This window comes from uncultured Maribacter sp. (assembly GCF_947500985.1).
GTDB lineage: Bacteria > Bacteroidota > Bacteroidia > Flavobacteriales > Flavobacteriaceae > Maribacter.
In genome coordinates this window covers 22,635-29,221 of the sequence record NZ_CANMTX010000015.1, presented here as the reverse complement: position 1 = coordinate 29,221, position 6,587 = coordinate 22,635, and the positions used below count along the sequence as shown (strand labels likewise).

The window sequence follows — 6,587 nt, the reverse complement described above, 5'->3', positions numbered from 1 at the left end:
ATCCATATAATACAGATACCGATGGGGATGGTGTTCCTGACAATACCGATGTTGATCCTCTAGATCCATGTAGTCCAGCGCAAGCTGCAGGGTACACAGGATACGATGCTACCAATGCAATTTGGGCTGCCGCAGACTGTGATGGTGATGGGATCGATAATGGTACTGAAGTAACCAATGGTACAGATCCTTACAATAATGATACTGATGGCGATGGTGTTTCAGATGATTTAGAATCAGCTAATGGTACCGATTTATTAGATCCATGTGATCCACAACAAGCAATTGGTTACACAGCCTATTTTGCAAGTAACACCATTTGGGCTTCGGCAGATTGTGATGGAGATGGAGTTACTAATGGTACAGAAGTTGCCAATGGCACCGATCCTTATAATGAAGATACAGATGGGGATGGAATTTCCGATAGTCAAGAAATTTCTGATGGTACCGATCCATTGAACGATTGTGATTCAAATGGAGGAGCTCCGTTAGGAACTTCGGATTGTGATAACGATGGATTGACAACAGATGAAGAAGCATCTTTAGGTACAGACCCGAATGACCCTGATTCAGATGATGATGGTATTCTTGATGGTCAGGAAGTATTGGACGGCACTGATCCTTTAGATGATTGTGACCATGTAGATGGAACAGCCTTACCTGATAGTGATTGTGATGGAGATGGTCTGACGACATCCCAAGAGGATGCGATAGGAACAGATTCTTATAATGCGGATACCGATGGTGATACTATACCGGATGGTCAAGAGGTCGAGGACGGCACGGATCCATTAGATCCATGTGATTCCATAGGCGGAGTTCCAAGTCTAGATGCCGGTTGTAACGCAGAAGTAGTTGACTCTGGCATAGCGGTTTCCAATGAGGTCATAACACCTGACGGTGACGGTACGAACGATTTTTTGAGAATAGAAAATATCGAGTCATTCCCTAACAATACGGTACAGATCTATAACCGATGGGGAATAGTTGTTTACGAAATGTCAGGTTATGATAATAGTACCGATGTGTTTACGGGCACCTCTAACGGTAGGGTCACGATAAGTAAAGACTCAGAGTTACCGGTAGGCGTGTATTTCTATGTAATCAAGTATAATAATAATGGAGATAACTTGGACAAGTCGGGTTACCTATACATAAACAGATAAAAAATCCCCTAAAAAAAGATACGATGAACAAATATTTTCTAACCATTATAATTACCGTAGCGGGACTCTTTATGGGCCATGCGCAGCAAGACGCCCAGTACACACAGTACATGTACAATACGATATCGGTGAACCCTGCCTACGCAGGTTCTCGAGGGGTATTGAGCATCGCCGCACTTCACCGTTCGCAGTGGGTGGGCCTTGACGGCGCACCGACTACGCAGACACTGAACTTCCATACCCCTGTCTCGGAACATGTAGGATTGGGACTATCTGTGGTGAACGACGAGATCGGTAACGGTACCAACCAGGATACGTATATCGATGCCGCGTTCAGTTATACGGTAAAGACCTCGGAGGAAGGGAAGCTGTCGTTCGGTCTAAAAGCCGGCGGACACCTTTTCAACGTGGACTTTACGAAGCTAAGAAACTACGGGGCGGAGAGCAACCTTCCGAACATCGACAACAAGTTCTCACCGAACTTCGGAGCGGGGATCTATTACCATACGGACCAGTTCTATGCGGGACTATCGGTACCTAACTTTTTACAGACCGAGCATTTCGACAGTTCGGATACGAACAGTTCGAGCCTTATAGCACAGGAGCGTATGAACTTCTATTTGATCACGGGCTACGTGTTCGATCTGAAGAACAATGTAAAGTTCAAGCCTGCGGCACTTATAAAAGCTGTAAAGGGCGCACCGTTACAATTAGACCTAAGTGCGAACTTTTTGTTCAACGACAAGTTCTCTTTGGGAGCTGCGTATAGATGGGACGCGGCGATCAGCGCCCTGTTCGGTTTCCAGTTGAACGACCAGTTGATGTTGGGTCTGGCATATGATAAGGAAACGACCGATCTTGGAGCTACCAGGTTCAACGACGGGTCTTTCGAGATCATGCTTAGATATGAATTTTTGAACAAGTACAAACGAGTGATCACCCCAAGATTCTTTTAATAAAAAACGACATGAAAAAAACAGGATATATTTTTTGTGGCTTGGCGGTAATGGCTATGATGTCAAACGCACAGGACAAGAAGATAGAGAAAGCGGACACAAAATTCACGGACTATGCCTATGCCTCTGCGATACAATCGTACGAAGAGTTGGTAAAGGACGGAAATACGGAGGAGGATATCTATAAGAACCTCGGGAACGCAAACTATTTAAATGCGAACTATGAAGAAGCATCTAGCTGGTACGGTAAACTGTTCGCACTGGAAGGTGCGGATATCGACCCGGAGTATATGTACCGCTACGCACAGACCTTAAAATCTTTAGAAAACTATACGGAATCCGACACTTGGATGAACAAGTTCAAAGCGACAAGATCTAACGATCAACGCGGATTACTATATAGCGATAACCAAGATTATCTGGAACAGATCGAGGAACGTTCGGGCAGGTACGAACTAAAGAACATAGGGCTGAACTCGAAGGTATCGGACTTTGCACCCTCTTTCTATGAAGAAGGACTGGTGTTTTCTACGGCAAGGGACAGCGGACTATTAACGAAGAACATCCATAGATGGAACAACGGATCTTTCTTGAACCTGTACAAAGCTGAACAGGACGACCAAGGTAACTTTACCAATGTAGACAAGTTATCCAAGAAGCTTAATAAGAAGACCCATGAATCGTCGACGGCATTTACCAAGGACGGACAGACGATGTACTTTACACGTAACAATTCCGATGAAGGCAAGTTCGAAAGGGACGAGGAAGGAGTCAGTAGATTAAAAATATATAGGGCAAGATTAATAGAAGGGGAATGGAACAATATCGAAGAACTGCCCTTTAACGGTGACAGCTACTCGGTAGCGCACCCGACGCTTAACAGCGACGAGACGAAATTATACTTTGCCTCGGATATGCCGGGAACGAAAGGGGAATCGGATATCTATGTGGTCGATATCAACAAGGACGGTACATTTAGTACACCACTGAACCTGGGAGAACGAATCAATACAGAGGCAAGGGAGACCTTCCCTTTTGTGACCAAGAGCGATAAACTCTATTTCTCTTCCGATGGGCATCCGGGACTAGGGGGACTTGACGTGTTCGCAACGGACCTGAACAATGAAAAGGGAGAGATCTACAATGTAGGACGCCCTTTGAACGGAGAGGAAGACGACTTCTCGTATATCATCAACGAAGAGACGAAGAAAGGCTTTTTCGCCTCGAACCGAAAAGGAGGACAGGGCAATGACGATATCTATAGTTTTATAGAAATGACGCCGTTGGACTTCACCTGCCATACGGCAATCACGGGAATCGTAAAGGACGAGAAAACCAATGCACTGTTAACGGATGCATCGGTAACGGTATATGACAAGGATAACAAAGTGGTATCGAGCTCGAGCACCGATGCCAACGGAGCATTCGAAATGGAAGGCAACTGCGCAGAAGGCAGTTATAAGGTAGTAGCCACCAAGACGGATTACGAAGAAGGTAACAAGACCTTTATGACGGTAAGTGCAGAAGATGCGACCGGAATAGAGATCGTACTGGCACAGGTAGACCCATCGGCACCTGTAGGCACGGACCTAGCGAAATACCTGAACATAGAACCGATCTACTTCGATTTCGACAAGTACTTCATACGTGAAGATGCGAGGATCAGTATCGAAAAGGTATTGGCATATTTGAACGAATACCCAACAGTAAACGTACAGGTACGATCGCATACCGATTCAAGAGCGAACGATAGTTACAACATGCGCTTATCGGCGAACAGGGCGAAGGCAACCGCGGAATATTTAATAGCAGCAGGTATACCAAGCAACAGAATCTCATATGAAGGTTACGGCGAAACAGAGCTTACCAATAACTGTAGCAACAATATTCCATGTAGCAAAGAGAACCATCAACTCAACAGAAGATCGGAGTTTATTGTGGTAGAATAACCAACATAGACCAATACATATTGAAAAGGGAAGGAGCATAGCTCCTTCCCTTTTTTTTGATTGAGTAATGTATTAGCTATTTTAGAAATTCTCATTTATCTAAATGATCTAGTATATTTACTACCCTAGGAGATTATTATAATTTTGGAGTAAATTCGAATCTTCTATGGTTATATTTCATTGACCATTAAACTCTTTATTATAATAGAAAGCATGAAAAAATATATATTAATTACCTTCTGTTTATTTGTATTTAGCCATAGTAACTATGCTCAAACAAAATTAGATGTTGTAGTAGAAAATAAGATAGATTCTTTAATGGAACTTATGACTCTTGAAGAAAAAGTTGGGCAAATGAACCAGTATAATGGTTTTTGGAATGTTACAGGTCCTGTTCCAGAAAAAGGTGATGCCTCTAGTAAATTTGAGCATCTTAAAAATGGTTGGGTAGGCTCTATGTTAAATGTTACCGGCGTAGAAGAAGTTCGTAAGGTACAGAAGATTGTGGTTGAAGAATCTAGATTGGGTATCCCTTTAATTATTGGTTATGATGTAATTCATGGATATAGAACACAGAGCCCAATACCATTGGCAGAATCTGCTAGTTGGGATATGGATGTAATTAAAGCTTCTGCAGCAATGGCTGCCGACGAAGCATCTGCAACAGGCATAAACTGGACGTTTGCCCCAATGGTAGATATATCAAGAGATGCACGATGGGGTAGAGTAATGGAAGGCGCAGGTGAAGATCCTTATTTGGGTAGTCAAATAGCCAAGGCAAGAATTGCCGGGTTTCAAGGAGAAGACCTTTCAGCACCAAATACTATAGCGGCAACAGCTAAACATTTTGCTGGGTATGGCTTTTCTGAAGCGGGTAGAGATTACAATACAGTAGATGTGGGTACGTCAACATTGTACAATACTATTTTTCCTCCGTTTATGGCAGCGATAGAAGCTGATGTAAAAACATTTATGAATTCATTTAATGTACTTAATGGTATACCAGCCACCGGAAATTCTTTTTTACAAAGAGAGGTTTTAAAAGGAGAATGGGATTACCAAGGGTTTGTAGTTTCTGACTGGGGTTCAATGGCTGAAATGGTCGCTCATGGGTATTCTGAAGATGGCAAATCTGCTGCTGAAAGTGCTGCAAATGCTGGTAGTGATATGGATATGGAATCTTATTTATATGTAAAACATTTAAAAAATTTGGTAGATGAAGGTAAGGTTTCCGTTGATAAAATTGATGATGCCGTAAGACGAATTTTAAGGGTAAAATATGAATTAGGTCTTTTTGATGACCCTTATAAATATTGTAACGAAGAGCGAGAAAAAGAAGTAATAGGAAGCGATAAAAATAAAGCGATAGCGCTTGATATGGCGGAAAAGTCTATAGTGCTTCTAAAAAATGATGACCAATTATTGCCTTTAAAAAAGAAGGGAATGAACATTGCAGTTATTGGTCCGTTAGCGGCAGATAAGAATAGTCCATTAGGTGGTTGGAGACTTGCCGCGGAAGATAATTCTGCAGTATCGGTAATGGAAGGCTTAAAGAAATACAAAGGAAATAAACTGCACCATGAAAAAGGAGTGGAGTTGGTAAAAGGAAAAGAAGCATTCGTCTTTGAAATTGATATAAATACTACAGACAGAACAGGTATTGCAGAAGCTGTAGAAGTAGCTAAAAATAAAGATGTAGTAGTAATGGTCTTGGGTGAGCATGGTTTTCAATCAGGCGAAGGTAGAAGTAGGGCAAATTTAGATTTACCTGGTTTGCAACAAGAATTATTAGAAGCTGTATATGCGGTAAATAAGAACATAGTTTTGGTTTTAATGAATGGAAGACCGTTGACTATTAATTGGGCAGATGAAAATATACCTGCAATAGTAGAAGCTTGGCAATTGGGTTCAACTAGTGGCGATGCTATTGCCAAGGTGCTTTATGGTGATTATAACCCAAGTGGAAAATTACCAATGACTTTTCCAAGAAATGTTGGACAAGTACCATTGTATTATAACTATTTAAGTACAGGAAGGCCAACGTACCCTGGTGATGATCTTGTTTTCTGGACGCACTATACAGATGAAGTGAATACACCTTTATATGAGTTTGGTTATGGATTAAGTTACACTGAATTTACCTATGACAACTTAAAGTTAAATGCAAATTCCTTAAGCAAAACGGGTGAGTTAAAAATCAGTTTCGATTTGTCTAATACCGGTAAATACGAAGGCAAAGAAGTGGTTCAATTATATATTCAAGATTTGTTTGCCAGTATTGCTAGACCTGTAAAAGAATTAAAAGATTTTAGAATGGTTTCTTTAAAGCCAGGTGAGACTAAAAATGTGAGCTTTACTATCACTCCTAAAACGTTAGAATTCTATTCTGTAAATAATATATGGGAATCTGAGACGGGGGAATTTAAGGTCTTTATTGGTGGAAGTTCTACTACTCAGTTAGAGTCAGATTTTATATTGAACGACTAAAAATTAAAAACTATCATTAGTTAATAGAC

The 6,587-nt window shown here is 41.4% G+C and carries 4 protein-coding genes; all 4 read left to right on the top strand.

Annotated elements, in window-relative coordinates; genetic code table 11:
* Positions 1–1,166 (top strand): gliding motility-associated C-terminal domain-containing protein (locus Q0871_RS18220; RefSeq protein WP_299326354.1); only part of this gene is annotated, 1,166 nt, incomplete at its 5' end.
* Positions 1,167–1,189: 23 nt separating this feature from the next.
* Entirely contained in the window at positions 1,190–2,122 is a 933-nt protein-coding gene (locus Q0871_RS18215) for a type IX secretion system membrane protein PorP/SprF (protein ID WP_299326352.1), read from the top strand.
* 1,100 nt (positions 2,123–3,222) lie between these two features.
* Positions 3,223–4,071 carry an OmpA family protein gene (locus Q0871_RS18210; RefSeq protein WP_299326349.1) on the top strand — a complete coding sequence of 283 codons (849 nt, stop codon included), beginning with the start codon at positions 3,223–3,225 and terminating at the stop codon, positions 4,069–4,071.
* Between the two features lie 213 nt (positions 4,072–4,284).
* Entirely contained in the window at positions 4,285–6,558 is a 2,274-nt protein-coding gene (gene bglX / locus Q0871_RS18205) for a beta-glucosidase BglX (RefSeq protein WP_299326346.1), read from the top strand.
* Positions 6,559–6,587 lie beyond the last annotated feature (29 nt).

Coding starts and splice junctions, on each gene's coding strand:
- bglX (WP_299326346.1), top strand. CDS start 4,285: ATGAAAAAATATATATTAATTACCTTCTGTTTATTTGTATTTAGCCAT.
- Q0871_RS18215 (WP_299326352.1), top strand. CDS start 1,190: ATGAACAAATATTTTCTAACCATTATAATTACCGTAGCGGGACTCTTT.